The 13,459-nt window shown below is 59.3% G+C and carries 13 protein-coding genes; 5 read left to right on the plus strand and 8 right to left on the minus strand.

The annotated features are described in order from the left end of the window. Positions 1 to 43: 43 nt before the first annotated feature. Genes ACR0KJ_RS02735 through ACR0KJ_RS02745 form a run of 3 tightly spaced genes read right to left on the minus strand, consistent with a single transcriptional unit; the run spans position 44 to position 3,138 of the window. Positions 44 to 625, minus strand: coding sequence for a retropepsin-like aspartic protease family protein (locus tag ACR0KJ_RS02735; RefSeq protein WP_480581487.1), 582 nt, complete (start codon positions 623 to 625; stop codon positions 44 to 46). Positions 626 to 667: 42 nt separating this feature from the next. Continuing rightward, positions 668 to 1,288 carry a MarC family protein gene (locus ACR0KJ_RS02740; protein ID WP_170451242.1) on the minus strand — a complete coding sequence of 207 codons (621 nt, stop codon included), beginning with the start codon at positions 1,286 to 1,288 and terminating at the stop codon, positions 668 to 670. Beyond that, complete coding sequence (locus ACR0KJ_RS02745) at positions 1,285 to 3,138, minus strand: ABC-F family ATP-binding cassette domain-containing protein (RefSeq protein ID WP_480625924.1); 1,854 nt, start codon at positions 3,136 to 3,138, stop codon at positions 1,285 to 1,287. The genes ACR0KJ_RS02740 and ACR0KJ_RS02745 overlap by 4 nt, the downstream gene beginning before the upstream one ends. Positions 3,139 to 3,239: 101 nt before the next feature. Between ACR0KJ_RS02745 and ACR0KJ_RS02750 the strand changes: the two genes are divergently transcribed. After that, positions 3,240 to 4,442, plus strand: a complete 1,203-nt coding sequence (locus ACR0KJ_RS02750; protein WP_170621687.1) for a multidrug effflux MFS transporter — start codon at positions 3,240 to 3,242, stop codon at positions 4,440 to 4,442. Positions 4,443 to 4,545: 103 nt separating this feature from the next. Continuing rightward, a complete protein-coding gene (ndk, locus tag ACR0KJ_RS02755; protein ID WP_480625925.1) occupies positions 4,546 to 4,968 on the plus strand; it encodes a nucleoside-diphosphate kinase in 423 nt (140 codons plus the stop codon). A 55-nt stretch (positions 4,969 to 5,023) separates the two neighbouring features. Here ndk and ACR0KJ_RS02760 read toward each other — a convergent pair whose 3' ends face one another. After that, entirely contained in the window at positions 5,024 to 5,371 is a 348-nt protein-coding gene (locus ACR0KJ_RS02760) for a TfoX/Sxy family protein (RefSeq protein WP_170451236.1), read from the minus strand. A 302-nt stretch (positions 5,372 to 5,673) separates the two neighbouring features. On the opposite strand from ACR0KJ_RS02760, the gene ACR0KJ_RS02765 reads away from it, so the two are divergent. From ACR0KJ_RS02765 to ACR0KJ_RS02775, 3 genes are read left to right on the plus strand one after another with little or no spacing between them, the layout of a single operon-like run. Beyond that, a complete protein-coding gene (locus ACR0KJ_RS02765; RefSeq protein ID WP_480625926.1) occupies positions 5,674 to 7,194 on the plus strand; it encodes a CHAD domain-containing protein in 1,521 nt (506 codons plus the stop codon). Positions 7,195 to 7,197: 3 nt separating this feature from the next. After that, on the plus strand, positions 7,198 to 7,953 hold the full coding sequence (locus tag ACR0KJ_RS02770) for an AAA family ATPase (protein WP_170451232.1): 756 nt from the start codon (positions 7,198 to 7,200) through the stop codon (positions 7,951 to 7,953). Further along, positions 7,950 to 8,417 carry a CYTH domain-containing protein gene (locus ACR0KJ_RS02775; RefSeq protein ID WP_170451230.1) on the plus strand — a complete coding sequence of 156 codons (468 nt, stop codon included), beginning with the start codon at positions 7,950 to 7,952 and terminating at the stop codon, positions 8,415 to 8,417. Before ACR0KJ_RS02770 ends, ACR0KJ_RS02775 begins: the two co-directional genes overlap by 4 nt. On the opposite strand, the gene ACR0KJ_RS02780 is transcribed toward ACR0KJ_RS02775, so the two are convergent. The 4 genes from ACR0KJ_RS02780 to ACR0KJ_RS02795 form a co-directional block, all read right to left on the minus strand. Next, on the minus strand, positions 8,414 to 9,784 hold the full coding sequence (locus tag ACR0KJ_RS02780; RefSeq protein ID WP_480625927.1) for an ATP-binding protein: 1,371 nt from the start codon (positions 9,782 to 9,784) through the stop codon (positions 8,414 to 8,416). The genes ACR0KJ_RS02775 and ACR0KJ_RS02780 overlap by 4 nt on opposite strands. Beyond that, positions 9,777 to 10,457, minus strand: coding sequence for a response regulator transcription factor (locus ACR0KJ_RS02785; RefSeq protein WP_170451226.1), 681 nt, complete (start codon positions 10,455 to 10,457; stop codon positions 9,777 to 9,779). Before ACR0KJ_RS02785 ends, ACR0KJ_RS02780 begins: the two co-directional genes overlap by 8 nt. Before the next feature lie 195 nt (positions 10,458 to 10,652). Further along, a complete protein-coding gene (locus tag ACR0KJ_RS02790; protein WP_480625928.1) occupies positions 10,653 to 12,089 on the minus strand; it encodes a Do family serine endopeptidase in 1,437 nt (478 codons plus the stop codon). A 738-nt stretch (positions 12,090 to 12,827) separates the two neighbouring features. Beyond that, complete coding sequence (locus ACR0KJ_RS02795) at positions 12,828 to 13,430, minus strand: nucleotidyltransferase family protein (protein ID WP_170518150.1); 603 nt, start codon at positions 13,428 to 13,430, stop codon at positions 12,828 to 12,830. Positions 13,431 to 13,459: the final 29 nt, after the last annotated feature.

Genomic DNA, 13,459 nt, shown 5'->3' on the forward strand with positions numbered 1-13,459 from the left:
TGTTCGTATCATGTTCTTGTTTCGTTCTCAAGTGGGGGCGCGTTCAGCGCGACAGGATCAGGCGACCATCGGTGAACTGGATGTTCGAAAACCGATGCAGGTAATCCATGCCCAGCAGCGACTGATGCAGTTCACCTTCATTGATCCAGGCCGAGACATTGCGGTCCGTGATCGGCCCCAGTTCCAGGCTATCCAGCCGCACGGGCGCGGTCCGGACCTCGCCGTTTGCGGTAATCGCGCGCCCGAAATAGTTCAGCTGATCCGGATCAATGCCCACGCGTTCCGCATCCTGCGCGCTGAGGACGATCTGGCTGGCCCCGGTGTCCACAAGGAAGACAATGGGTTCGCCGTTCACCGTGACAGGCAGGTAATAATGCCCGTCCTGCGCGTGCGGCACCTCGATCGTGTCGCCGGTGACGGCCATTTGCGGGGCAGGTCCGACCGAGGACCGGATATCCTCCCACAAGCCAATGACCGCGATGACGCCCACAAAGATGAACACCCAGGCCATCACCTGTTGCAGGGTCTTGTTCAGAGATTGGCGGTTCTGGGCGACAAACCAAAGCAATATGGCCGCGGCCAACACGACCAGATACACCAAACGCCCGATATCGTCGCCATTCATGCTGCTGCCCTTATCCTTGGTTCTGACCCTCTATATGGGGATTTAGGACGCAAAACCAAAGGCCTTGAGGCCATCCAGAATGAACTGCACCGACAGGGCGGCCAGCAGCATACCCAACAACCGGGTCAACACGTTCAGACCGGTTTTGCCCAGAATGCGGGCGATCAGGCCGCCCGACAGGAAGAACAACAGCACCACCGCCATGACGGCCAGCATTACGGCCACTGCCGCAGCAATTCCCTGAATGCCCGGATGCTGCCCGGACAGCAGAATAATGGTCGCAATCGATCCTGGCCCGGCGACCAGAGGGATGGCGAGCGGAAAGACGGACGGGTCATTATGTTCCTCTTCCTCGGCCCGATCCTCGCGCCGTTTGGTGCGGCGTTCGAACAGCATGTCCAGCGCGGTCAGGAACAGCAGTGCGCCGCCGGCGACCTTGAACGCCTCCATCGAAATGCCAACGAAACCCAGTACGGCCTCACCAAAGGCGGCAAAGGCAATCAGGATGCCCGAAGCCACAACGCAGGTGCGATAGGCCGTTCGCCGCCGGGTGCGCGCGTCCATATCCTGCGTCATCGCGACAAAGATGGGCGCGGTGCCAAACGGGTCGATCACCACGAACAAGGTGGTGAAGGCGGTGATGAAGAAGGCGGCGTCAGTCATGCGGCGCTCTCGGCCTGTTCCAGTTTTTCAGCCGCAGCAACCCAAAGCGCCTCGGCCTTTTGCATGGCTTCGGTGACTTCGGCGAATTTACGGTTCCAGGTTTCCAGATCGTTGATCTTGTCATCCTCGTACAAGGCCGGGTCCGCCAGCTTGGCCGACAGCTTGTCATGCATGTCCGTCAGTTTCTCGATCCGGTCCTCGCATTTGCGCAGATCGGCGCGCAGGGCCAGCATCGCCTCACGCGAGGGGCGCTTGGGCTTGGCGGTTTGCGGCTTCGCCTTCACGGGTTTGTCGCGGGCCAGCAGCAAGGAACGATAGGCCTCCAGATCGCCATCGAACGGCTTGACCGTCCCGTCCGAGACCAGCCATAGCCGGTCCGCCACCAGCGATAGCAGGTGCATGTCATGGCTGACCAGCACAACCGCGCCGGAATAGGCGGTCAGCGCCTCGACCAGCGCCTCGCGGCTTTCGATGTCCAGATGGTTGGTCGGCTCGTCCAGGATCAGCATATGCGGCGCGTCGATGGTGGCCAGCAGCAGCGACAGCCGCGCCTTTTGACCGCCCGACAGACGCCCCACCTTGGTCTCAGCCTGATCCGCGTTCAGGCCGAACCCGGCCAGACGCGAGCGCCACTTGCCCGGCGCCTCATCCGGGCGCAGGCGGCGCAAGTGGTCCAGCGGCGTCTCGTCCACATAGAGCTCATCCACCTGATGCTGCGCGAAATAGCCGATGCGCAGCTTGTTGGAGCGGCTCATCTTGCCCACCATCAGGGGCAGGCGGTCGGACAGCAGCTTGGACAGGGTCGATTTACCCTGACCGTTCTTGCCCAGCAGCGCGATGCGGTCGTCCTGATCGATGCGCAGGTTCAGACGGCGCAGCACTTCGGTCTCGCCATAGCCCGTGACGCCGCCTTCGAGATTGATGATGGGTGGCGACAGTTCCTCGGGTTCCGGGAAAGAGAACGCGCGCAACGCGGCCTCTTGCGGGGTTGAGACCAGTTGGATGCGTTCGATCATCTTCAGGCGCGATTGGGCCTGCACGGCTTTGGACGCCTTGGCGCGAAACCGGTCCACGAAACTTTGCAGATGCGCGATGCGGGCCTTGGCCTTGGCGTTTTCCGATTCCGCCTGCGCCAGCCGCTCGGCCCGGCGTTCGGCGAATTTGTCGTATGGCACCGCGTAGTAGGTGAGCTTTCGATCCTCCAGATGCAGGATCGAGCCCACCGCGCGGTTTAGCAGCCCGCGGTCGTGGCTGATGATGATGACCGTATGCGGATATTTCGCCAGATAGCTTTCCAGCCATAAGGCGCCTTCGAGGTCCAGATAGTTGGTCGGTTCGTCCAGCAGCAGCAGATCAGGCTGAGAAAACAGCACCGCCGCCAACGCCACGCGCATCCGCCAGCCGCCCGAGAAATCGGAACAGGGTTTCAGCTGGTCGTCGTCATCGAACCCCAAACCTTTGAGGATCGAGGCCGCCCGCGCCTCGGCTGACCACGCATCAATATCGGCCAGTCGAGTCTGGATTTCTGCAATGCGCCCAGGGTCGGTGGCGCTGTCGGCCTCGGCCATCAGCGCGCTGCGCTCGGTATCGGCGGCCAGAACCGTGTTGATCAGCGAGATATCGGACGAGGGCACCTCTTGCGCCACCCCACCGATCCGCGCGCGTTTCGGGACCGAGATATTGCCGGACTCCAGCGCCAGTTCCCCCCGGATCAAACGAAACAGGGTGGTCTTGCCGGTGCCATTGCGCCCCACAAGCCCGACCTTGTGCCCGTCGGGAATGGTTGCACTGGCCCCGTCGAACAGGGGACGGCCTTCAACGGCATAGGTGATGTCTTCGATCCGTAGCATGAGGCCGCTCTTAGCAGAGCCGTGATGCCGCCGCCAGCGGCTTGGCATGTTCAACCGCCGGGCAATGTGTTAGCGCGTTCTGCAAGCACCGGAGACATCTTATGCGCGCGGCCCAATCGCACCCGACACTGATCACGCTGGTTCTGCTGACCGCGTTGTCGGTGCTGTCGCTGAATATGTTCCTGCCGTCACTGGCCCATATTGGTGAGGATTTGCAGGCTGACTATGGATTGGTCAATCTGGCGGTCGCGGGCTATCTGGCTCTGTCCGCTGTTCTGCAACTGATCATGGGGCCCTTGTCCGACCGGTTCGGGCGGCGGCCCGTTCTGCTGCTCAGCATGGTGATTTTTGTTGCGGCATCTGTCGGTTGCGCCTTGGCCGAGTCGATCTGGGTCTTTCTTGGCTTTCGCATGTTGCAGGGCGCAATCATCGCGGGGCAGGTGCTGTCGCGCGCTGCTGTGCGCGATATGTACGAGCCCAACGAAGCCGCCAGCAAACTGGGTTACATCTCGATGGCGATGGCCCTTGCGCCAATGCTGGGCCCGATGCTGGGCGGCGTGCTTGAAATGCTGTTCGGCTGGCGCGCGGGTTTTGTCCTTTATGCCATGTTGGGCGTGGCCATGTTGGTGCTGGTCTGGGCCGATATGGGCGAGACCAACACAAACGCCAACGCAACTTTCGCCGCGCAGATGCGGCTTTATCCGCAGCTGTTCGGCTCTCGCCGGTTCTGGGGCTATTCGTTCTGCGCGGCATTTTCGATCGGGGGCTTTTATGCCTTCATCACTGGCGCGCCTTTGGTCGCGGGCGCGTGGTTCGATCTCAACCCGGCTTTGTTAGGGGTAGGGATCGGGATTATCACGCTGGGGTTCATGGCTGGCAGCTTTCTGACCGGACGCCTCGCCGCCCACACAAAACTAAGCACGATGATCCTTGTTGGACGGGCAATCGCCTCGCTTGGTCCGCTGATCGGCTTGCTGACATTCCTTGGCGGGTTCGGCACGGTCTGGACGTTTTTTGGGTCCGCAGTCTTCGTGGGCTTTGGCAACGGTCTGACTGTCGCCAATGCAACGGCCGGGTTGATGTCGGTCAGGCCGCAGCTTGCGGGCAGCGCCGCCGGATTGTCCGGCGCGATCACCGTTCTGTTGGGCGCTATTCTCACCTCAGCCACCGGCGCACTGGTCAGTGCCCAGAACGCGCCCTTTGTCGTGTTGGGCATGATGTGCGCCAGCAGCTTTGCGGGGCTTTTGTCCATCCTCTATGTGCGTTGGATCGATCTGCACGACCCGCTTCCCGACACGATCTGAATGTCAGGCAATCATTGTCCTTTTCTTACGCCCGATACCATGCTACGCGGCGCGCGATGGATTTCGGCGCGAGTGTCGCGCCCTATGTTAAGGAGAGGCCGACATGGCACTGGAACGCACATTCTCGATCATCAAACCCGATGCAACCAGCCGCAACCTGACTGGCAAGATCAACGCCAAATTCGAAGACGCGGGCCTGCGCATCGTTGCGCAAAAGCGCATCCACATGACCAAGGAACAGGCTGGCAAGTTCTACGAAGTCCACGCCGAGCGTCCGTTCTATGACGAACTGTGCGAATTCATGTCGTCGGCTCCGGTCGTTGTTCAGGTTCTGGAAGGCGAAGGCGCCATTGCCAAGAACCGCGAAGTCATGGGCGCAACCAACCCCGCTGACGCGGCCGCCGGCACCATCCGCGCCGAGTTCGCTGAATCGGTCGGTGAAAACTCGGTCCACGGTTCGGACGCACCGGAAACCGCAGCAGTCGAGATTGCCTATTTCTTCTCGGGCATCGAACTGGTCGGCTAAGCTACGGCTTATATCGGATTTTGAGGCCGCTCCGTTTTGGGGCGGTCTTTTTCGTTCAGACCTGTTTCAGATCCTTGGCGGCAACACGCACGCCAATCGCATCCAGATCCGAGATCATCTGGTTTTCCGGAGCGGCTTTGGTGCTGGCCTTGATGGCGTCAAACCGCTGACGCAGCTGCTTTTTCTCTTCACCCTTGCAGTCGTTCCAAGGGCGGCCCTGCAGGCCCATCACCAGCACATAATACCCGATGAAATGCGCTTTGGTTCCGGCCTGTAGCAGCCGGGAATACGCCTCATCCGGCCCCAACTCGCGCAGTTCCTGCGCTGAATGGATGCCCGCGCGGGCGCAGGCTTGCTCGAAGGCGGGACCCAGATTGCGGATGGATGAGACGGGATCAGACATGCCCTTGGTTTAACCAGCCGTTGCAGGGCTGTCACCCGCGCATTTCGTCGGGTCGCGCCCGGTTTTACTTGCAACGAATGCAGAGTCTTGCATTCATAACGTCATGCCATCGCAGAAAATTGGATGGTTAGAACCAAAGGCTTCGGCCAAACTGTGGAGAATAGCGAAAAACACCCCACATTGGCTTGAGGGAAAGCCCCTTGGATTGCTGAAAAAAGTTCGATTGTAGAAAGCATCGGCATTCAGAAGGTCACGGAGATTCTGGTCAATGACGACCTTGAAGCAGAACGAAAGAGCAGTTCATGAATTCTGAGTCCGAGGCGCTTTTCTTTGTTCTTGGCGCGTTTGATCAGGCTGCGTTTGCGTCGGCCCTGACTGATATGTCGGTGAGAGTCACCAGGTCGAACGCTGGTAAGCCGTTTATTCTGCTGGATTGCCATGATCAGTCGATCCGCGCCTCTGGTCGGATATTGTTGGAAACGGAAGGGGCGTTGCACCTGTTGCAGAAGGACGGTGCGCGCCGGATCCAAAAAGGCAAGGGCCGGGGCCGGTTTGTGCAGGATCTGCCAACAGGTCCTGTGCGTGAGGCTTTGAGCGGCTTTCCCAAACTACGCGCCTTGATGGAAATCGCCACGGGAGAAAGGCAGGAAAGCGACGTGGCCCTGCTGGACGATCTGCAAAAGACGCAAGTGCGCGGCAGTGTGGTGTCGTTGTCTACGGAACATGGTCGGGCGACAATCCTGCGCCTTCGGCGATTGCGTGGATACGACAAAGCCTTTGACAAAGCCTGCGCTGCGGTCCGTGCAATGGTTGGGGCAAGCCCGGACATTGAATCACTGGCGGATGCGGTATCGGCGACCGACGCGCGTTATCGTGCCAAGCCCGAGATCGCATTGGGGACCGACGAACCCTCGATTCAAGTCGCGGCTGATATTATCAAGACTTATCTAAAGGTTGCGCAGCAAAATGAAAGTGGCCTGATCGCGGATATTGATACCGAGTTTCTGCATGACTACCGCGTGTCGCTGCGTCGAATTCGCTCGGTCATCAGCCTGTTCAAAGGGGTGTTTTCTGAGGCGCAGACCGCCGAATTCAAAAAGACCTTCTCGGAGCTGATGGCGCCGACAGGGCGGATGCGGGATCTGGACGTCTATCTTCTGGAAAAGGATATGTATTTCAACCTGGTGCCAAGCACGCTTCATGCTGGTCTGGACGCCATGTTTGCGCAATTCCAGAAGGAACGCGCCCAAGAACTGTCGCGCATCACGCGCCGATTGCGCAGCAAGACTTACCAAAGCCAGATGTCTGACCTCAGGGCGCTGTTTGACGGGACAGATAACGTAAAACCGGGACCGAATGCGCAGCGCGGGGCGTATGATTATGCCTGCGCGCTGATCTGGAAACGCTATCGCAAGGTCTGCAAGATCGCGCGCAGCATCACGCCCGAAACTCCGGATGAATCAGTGCATGGCCTTCGGATCGACTGCAAGAAACTCCGATACCTGATGGAGTTCTTTGCGCCCCTGTTCGACGCAAAGGATTTCAAATCGATCCTCAAGCCCCTGAAAAAGCTTCAGGATAACCTTGGACTGTTCAACGATTTCTCGGTCCAGCAAGAGGCTCTGCTGGCTTTTACGTCTCAGCAATCAAACGCCCAAGGCCGTGTGGATGCTCAGGTCGGTTTGGCTGTTGGCGGGCTGATCGCCGTACTGGATCAACGTCAGCGGGCCGAGCGTGACCGGGTGATCGCCAATTTCCAGCAATTCGATGCCCCCGAAACACGGCATCTGTTCCGCAGCCTGTTTCACCAGCCCAAGGAGTGAGGAATGAAGATCATTGCCTGTTACAGCAACAAAGGCGGTGTCGGGAAAACCGCAACCTCGGTCAATCTGGCCCATGCCTATGCCGCGGCGGGCAAGCTGGTGCTGCTGTGCGATCTTGATCCACAAGGCGCCTCGGGGTTTTACTTTCGGGTCAAGCCTTCGAAAAAGCTCACGGATGCGCGGTTTTTTGAGGATGTGAAGCGCTTTACCAACGCCATCCGGGCCAGCGATTTCGACGGTCTGGATATTCTTCCCGCAAACCTGACCTTCCGCGATTTTGACGTGTTTCTGTCTCGGATGCGGAACAAGCGCTCGCGCCTGAAAAAGGCTCTGATGGCGGCGGGCAGTGACTATGACGTCATCATCCTCGATTGCCCGCCGAATTTTTCGACCCTGTCCGAGAATATCTTTAAGGCCGCCGATGAGATTGTCGTGCCGGTCATCCCAACCACCCTGTCGGAGCGTACGTTCGATCAGTTGGTGGGGTTCTTTGACGAACACAAACTGCCGAAGAAAAAGCTGAAGGCATTTTTTTCGATGGTCCAGCAACGCAAAACCCTGCATCAGCAGACGATGGAGACGATGCGCAAGGCTTATCGGAAGCGGTTCATGCAAAGTTGCATTCCTTTTGCCTCGGATATCGAAAAGATGGGCCAATATCGCGCGCCGGTGGTCACCTACGCCCCGCGCGGCGTGGCAGGGGCGGCCTACAAGGCGCTGTATGAGGAATTGGAAAACGGGGTGGTTGCGACCAAATGAGCAAGGAAATCGAGCGCAAATTTCTGGTCAACAGTCTGCCGGACCTGAGCGGCACGCAGAAGGCGGTCGTGCGGCAGGGCTATCTGACGGCCCCTGACGATTCGACCGAATTGCGGTTGCGGCAGAAGAATGACCGGTACTTCCTGACCCTCAAGGGCGGCGGAGGGCTGGTTCGGGTTGAGCGTGAGGCCGAAATCTCGGCCGATCAATTCGAAACCTTCTGGCCTGAGACCGAAGGGCGGCGGGTCGAAAAAGAACGGTTCACCGGCGCGTTGCCAGATGGGCGGGTGTTCGAGCTGGATATCTTCCAAGGCAATTTGGCGCCGCTGCAACTTGTCGAGGTTGAGTTCTCGTCAGAAGACGAGGCGCACAGTTTTGCGCCGCCCGCTTGGTTCGGCGCGGATGTGACCGAGGATAAGCGCTACAAAAACAAGAACATGGCCATCGACGGCGCGCCTGACTAAACCCGGCGCGCCAGATTCAGGGTGGTTTCAAGGCCCGGTTCGCAATTCCGGGCCGCGAACTGACCGCCATGCATGTGTGAGATCGCCGCGACCAGCGCCAACCCCAACCCCGCATTGCGTTCCGTACGGGCAGGGTCAAGCGTCACAAATGGCAGTTGCAGGCGATGCAGGTCCTCTGGCGGGACGCCCGGTCCCTGATCACGCACACTCAGGTGGGCCGTGTCACCATCCTCACCGATCGAGATTGTGATGGCGGTGTTTTCGGGCGCATAGCGCATAGCGTTTTCCAGCAGGTTCGACAGCGCCTGAGACAGAAGGGGCCGGTGGCCCTGTATCGGGGCGGCCTGTCCCTGAACCTTTAGCCGGATGTTCTGATCAGCGGCGACAGGTTCGTAGAGTTCAACAACGTCGCGGGCGAGTTGCTGCAAATCCACCTGTTCGAACTGTTCACGGCCCAGCCCGGCCTCGGCGCGTGAGATTTCCGTCAACTGCCCCAAAACCCGCAAAACGTGGTCGATCTCTCCGGTGGCGCGGGCAATATCAACCTCACGATCCAAGTCGCTTTTGTCGGGATCTGAAAGCGCCTCGACCCGTTGTTTCAGGCGCGACAGGGGCGAGCGCAGGTCATGGGCTATCGAGTTGGACGTGGTGCGCAGGTTGCTGATCAGTTCTTCGATCCGATCCAGCATGTTGTTCAGTGTTCCGGCCACCTGATCGAACTCATCGCCAGTGCCGCGCAACGGCATCCTGCGGGACAGATCGCCCGAGACGATGTTCTCGGCAGTGCTGGCGATGTCGGACAGGCGGGAAAAAACCAGCCGGGTGAACAACCAGCCGGTCAGCACGCTCAGCGCCAATGCGATGCCAAGGGCCAGCGCTACGGATCGCAGCAGAACCCGGTCGAATTGTTGCCGCGCGACGGCGTCGCGGCCGACGATTAGGCGCTCCCTGCCGGGCAGGCGGATCGACGCGGCCGAGACGGGGACGAGTTGATCGTCATCGGCGCGGCGCAGTTCCAGTTCAACCCAGCCACTGCCTGCCGTGATATGTTCGGGCCATTGCTTGAGGTTTCCGACCAGCTTGTTGCCGAACCGATCCGTCAGAAGATACAGCGCATCGCGTTCCGAGGCGCTGGGAAGGCGGCGTTCGATGGCTGTGATCAGCCCGATCAGGCCCCGGCGTTCATATTCATCAGCCAACCCCGTGAGTTCTGCTGACACGACCGAGCGGGTTTCGGATTCAATACTGCGATTGGCGGTAACATAGACCAGCGCCAGCACCGTCGCCGTCAAAAGCGTGCTGAGAACCATGCTGGCCAGAACCAGCCGTGTGCGAGAATTGTTCAGGGAAAGCCGCAGGTTATCCATCAGACATCATGTAACCCGCACCCCGGACCGTTTCAATCAGCGGCGCGTCGCCGCCTTCGTCCAACTGGCGGCGGAGTTTTGAGATATGGACGTCCACGACATTGGTGTTCGGGTCGAAGTGATAATCCCAAACGCCTTCCAGCAGCATGGTGCGCGATACGACGCGATTTTTGCGGCGCAGGAAGAATTCGAGGATCTGGAACTCGCGCGGGGTCAGCGTGATCTCATGCCCGTCGCGCGTGACTTTGCGGGTCAGCAGATCCATCTCAAGATCCTTGCAGGTCAGGGTAGGCGTTTCCTCGGATTCCTGCGGGCGACGCAAAAGCGCTTCGATCCTTGCGTGCAGTTCCTGAAAGGAAAACGGCTTGACCAGATAATCATCCGCGCCCGAGCGCAGACCTTTCACGCGCTCATCCACCGCGCTCATGGCGGTCAGCATCAGAACGGGGGTTTTCAACCCTGCAGCGCGCATGGATTTGATCAGGGACAACCCGTCCAAGCCCGGCAGCATCCGATCCAGAACAATGGCGTCAAAGCCGCCATCCGTGGCATGATACAGCCCTTCGCGGCCATCGGCGGCAACCTCGACCACATAGCCTTCCTCGCTGAAACCTTTAGCGATGAAGTCCCGTGTGTCTTCGTCATCTTCGACGATCAGCAGGCGTCGGCTCATGATCGGGGTTCCTTTCTATCGGGATTTAAACACAATTTTCAGATAAAGCACATGGTTTGAGAATGGTTCGTATCTGAGGGATCGAGCCGGGTGCGGCCTCGCGCACCCGGCAAGCCCGGCGGATTGCGGACAAATCAATTCCGCCAGGAAGCGCACGTCATATATCCCCATCATGTGACGCGCGCGGGTCTTCGGTCAGGCGATTTCAACCGCGACAAAGATCTGGTTGCCGCTGCGATTGATCAGCACCAGCGCCGGGTCGGTCTTTTCGCTGTCCAGCGCAGCTTTCAGTGCATCCGGCGTCAGCGTGTCCTGGCCACCCAGTTTGACGATGACATCACCGCGCTGCAGACCGGCCTTGGCGGCAGGGCTGTCAGGTTTCAGGTCCGTCACAACCACGCCGTCAACGCCTTCGGCCACACCCATCTCGGCGCGGGCGGCCTCGGTCAGCGGCGCAACGGTGACACCCAGTTGGGTACCAGTGGCTTCCGCATCAACGGGGCCGTCCACTTGGGCCTGGGCAGACTGGTGCTGGCCAATCGTCAATTGCAGGTCCTGTTGGGTGCCGTCGCGCAGCACGGTCAGGGTGCTGTCGGTGCCAACTTTGGTGGTGCCAACCAGAAGGGGCAGGTCGCTGCTGTTATCCACGGTCTCGTCATTGAAACTCAGGATCACGTCGCCCTGTTGCAGAACACCGTCCGCCGGGCTACCGGCCACGACGTCCGAAACCAAAGCACCGGTCAAGCTGTCGATACCAAGCGCCGCTGCCAGTTCCGGACTGACATTCTGGATCGACACGCCCAGCCAACCACGGCTGACCTGACCGTCATCGCGCAGATCGGCTGCGATATGTTCCACGATGTTCGATGTCACCGCAAAGCCAAGGCCGACCGAGCCGCCGCTGGGCGAATAGATGGCCGAATTCACGCCGACCACTTCGCCTTCCATGTTGAACAGCGGACCGCCCGAGTTGCCTTTGTTGATCGCCGCATCGGTCTGGATGAATTCGGCATATGGACCTTGCGAGATGTTGCGGCCCTTGGCCGAGACGATCCCAGTGGTGACGGTCGAACTCAGGCCGAACGGATTGCCGATGGCCACGACATCCTCGCCAACACGGATGACGTCACTATCGCCCATCTCAACCGCTTGCAGAGTCTCACCTGCGTCAATCTTCAGAACGGCGATATCGGTCAGCGGGTCGGTGCCGATCACTTCGGCGTCAAACGTGCGGTCATCGTTCAGGCGCACGGTGACCGATGAGGCGTTGTCGACCACGTGGTGGTTGGTCACGATAAACCCGGCCTCATCCAGAACAAACCCCGATCCCAGACCCTGTGCCGGGCCGCGTTGTGGCATTTGGAATCCTTCGGGGCCACCAAAGCGTTTGAAGAACTCACCAAAGGGATGGGTTTCGAAGTCAAACTCCTGACCTTGCGCCGGACTTGTGGCGATGTCCTGTTCGGCGATGATGGTCACCACCGACGGGGATACGGTTTCGACCAGATCGGCCAGTGCCTCGTCCGCCATCGAGGGCAGGGCGGTTGTCGCCAGCAATGCAGCGCCCAGTGCGCTGACGCCGATCCAACTGGAATTTCGCGGCAAAAGAAGCGAGGATTTACGGATGCTCATTTGTGTCTCCTGTTCATATCGCGCGATTGCTGTCGCGCGTTGAACAGGCAGATAGAACGCCAGTCTTTGGGTTACGTGGCGAGAGGGTTAAGAAATCTTAATTTTGCCACAAACCGCCTGTTCGGTGTGCCGCGATGTGGGTCAGAGATTCGCGGGAACTGCTTGTGCGAATCGGAGGATTGTTGCCGAAACGTGTGTCAAACACTCAAAAGTGTTGAATTTCGTTTCCCTCGTGGACAATCGGGTAGCCTGAAATATCAAAAAGAGAGTGATCTTCCTTTAGTTGTGGACCGGTTCCAAAAACTGTGAGCCGACCGGGTTAATAACACGAGATTGTTATCAGATAGCGCATTACGCATGTGCATAACGGCCGTATTTGTGAATTCCTTAAAATCTAAGCACACTTGGAAGTTGTGTAAGCGAAAGCAGAATGTTGCTTAAAAGCCATCCGTTTGCGTCTGAACTGGGCAGTTTTGTCCAATTTTACGTTGTTTCGACGGATCGGATCGGGGAATATGAACCTGCCCAAGTGAGGGGGAACCGAAGGCACTAGGGGGTGCCAACGGTGATCTCGGTCTTAAGTAGCGCTAGCGGCATGTTAACGAGGGGGTCTTGTTTAGGTTTAGCGGCGGAAAACCCAGTCAGCCTGATTGGCGAGATTGGTCGCGCTTTTGAGATCGAAGAAAAGTGGTAGTCCTGTTTGGGTACGCGGCCCGGTCTTCAACGACCGGGCCGTGATCATTTTGGGGGCTGGTTTTGGTGCCATGCGGCCCAGTCCTCGGGCGTGTCCAGATCCAGCAATGCATGTGACCCCGGCAAGGCAACTGTGAAGACCCGATCCTTGTTTGTGCGCACGACGGATTGCGCGCCTTCGTCTCCGGTCAATTGGGCCAGCGCCGCAAACAGGCTTTGGTCGAACACCACGGGATGACCCGGCTTGCCGCTTTGCGTGGCACCGCGCCAGATCAGAAAGTCGGGGTTGTTGTTGTGTGCTGCCAGAACCTCCGCCAGATCGTTCGATGTCAGGTCGGGCAAATCGGCCAGCATCACCATGACGGCCGTTGCGTCCGGGCCTATATGCGCCAACGCACCGCGCAAGCTGGCATTCATTCCTTCCGCAGCGTCCGGAATCGGCACCCGACGAACATCAAGACCGTCCAGCGCCTGATACCGGGGATGAGGCCTTTGGGGCAGGGCGACCGTCACAGGCCCGGCGGCCAGCGCAGTTTGGGCGGATCGCCTGAGCAGCGGAACACCGTCCACCTGTTGCAACAGCTTGTCCGCACCGCCCATCCGCGACGATTGCCCGGCGGCCAGCAGGATGATGGGAATCCTCGTCATTCCGCCACCATGCCGTCCGGGCGGCGCCA

The sequence above is a fragment of the Ruegeria sp. AD6 genome (assembly GCF_056542325.1).